1 protein-coding gene is annotated in these 1,903 nt (G+C 41.9%); it reads right to left on the reverse strand.

Annotated elements, in window-relative coordinates:
- Positions 1–1,903 (reverse strand): RecQ family ATP-dependent DNA helicase (locus H6S82_RS31475; RefSeq protein ID WP_191057357.1); only part of this gene is annotated, 1,903 nt, incomplete at both ends.

The raw sequence follows: 1,903 nt of genomic DNA on the forward strand, positions 1-1,903 counted from the left end.
AACCAACCTTCTAAAATATCCATTAAGGTGGTGGCGCGAATTTTTTTACTGCGATCGGGATCTAGGCGAGAAGCCAAACTTCGCAAATTCACTTGAATAGTTTGCCGTTCTCCTTGAATTTCCAGCAGTGCATCCAACAGTTTATCTTCTCGATCGCAAAGGCGATCGTAATTTGTACGAGCATCCCCTTTCACTTCTTTTGTCACCAGGAAACTTAGGGGTATTTTGGCTGAGCAAACGCCTGCTCGTTCTAGTTCTCTTATTCGGCGAGGTAATTCTTTTGGATCGATGCCAGACTCATCACTCAATTGCTCAAGCAAGACTGGTTCATCCTGCTGACTGTAATAGGCTTTAGCCAAGTGCATCGCGGCAATTAGCTTTTTGAATAATTCGCTCTGATTTTTCGGGAGATTTTTCCCTTGGATGTACTGTTCAAACTTATGCTGAGATTCATCATAAGTTTTGTCAACCAGTTCAAATTGAACGTAAGCAGATAAATTTTCTGCCCGTTCTACCAAGCCAAAATTTTCTAGATATTGGATAGCCACCTTAATTTTGATGTCTCGCAATTGGTGGTCTGTGGAAAATTCTTCATCCAAATCGCTAGTCTGAAAAATTTCATTGAGTGTAACTGAGAACCAATCCTCTGATGCTCCGCCGTGAATGCGATCGCGAATGTTCCTAATCGAAATAAAAATATTTTTCAGGTCTATTTCAGTCAGTTGATTGTGACTTTGGAGCGAAAAGATCGTATCAGCATCATTTTCATCAAACAGAAGAGTACAGATTGCTGGTTTCCCATCACGCCCAGCGCGTCCTGTCTCTTGAATGTAACCTTCCAAATTCGCGCTTATTGTATGGTGAATCACCGCCCTTACATCCTGGCGATTAATTCCCATTCCAAAAGCGCAGGTAGCAACTACTACGTTTAACTCGCCTGTTTTGAATGTTTCTAAAACTTCCTGTTTTTCAGTTTTCCCTAAAAGTCCGTGGTAATATTTAGCGTCGATATTTTGGCTGTTGAGTAAGTAAGCTAATTTTTCAGCATTCTTGCGAGTTGTGGTGTAGACCAAAACGCATCCCCCCTGACTGAGAGAGTTTTGAACTTCCTTAATCAAAAGTCGTTCTTTGTTATCGCTGACAGGAATAACTTTATATTCTAGATTTTTTCTGGTATTAGATTCAGAAATGAGGCTACCAATTTCTAGATTGTGTTCGGCAAACAGTTTTCTGATATCTTCTTGCACTGTAGTCCTTGCTGTTGCCGTCATTAACGCCAGTAGAGGGAGCGGCTTTTTTTGATATAGCTCTTTAATAAACTTGGGAATATAGCGATAATCTGGCCTAAAATCATGTCCCCACTGACTCATACAATGGGCTTCATCAATTACCCAAAACGATGGTGAACGCGCTTGTAACAATGCTCGAATGCTGGGCGATCTTAGTTGCTCTGGACTAATATAAAGCAAGCCATAAGTACCAGACCATAGTTGCTTCAACCGCTGGGAACGCTCCTGCACAGAGAGATTACCATTGATGAAAGTGCAGAAGTCAAGACCTTGGTTTTCTAAGTCTTTCACTTGGTCTGCCATTAGCGCTTGTAGGGGAGAAATTACGACTGTCAAAGCTTGTTGTCTTTCAAACAGCATCAAAGCTGGAATTTGGTAGCAAAGAGATTTTCCTCCTCCGGTCGGCATAATAACCAATGGTCGCTGACCGCGTAAGATAGCTTTGACAGCTTCCTCTTGTTTGCCTCTAAAATTTTCAATGCTAAAGCGATTTAGGCAGCTATTATAATCGGGCAGCAGTTTTGCCCCGTCCCATATTTCTTGAAATCCCGGTAAATGGGTTAGCCAACCTGAAAATACCCGTTCTGATTCAGTGAAGATCGGAAGAGCACACG

The sequence above is a fragment of the Planktothrix sp. FACHB-1355 genome (assembly GCF_014748295.1).
Taxonomy (GTDB): Bacteria; Cyanobacteriota; Cyanobacteriia; order Cyanobacteriales; family Aerosakkonemataceae; genus Aerosakkonema; species Aerosakkonema funiforme_A.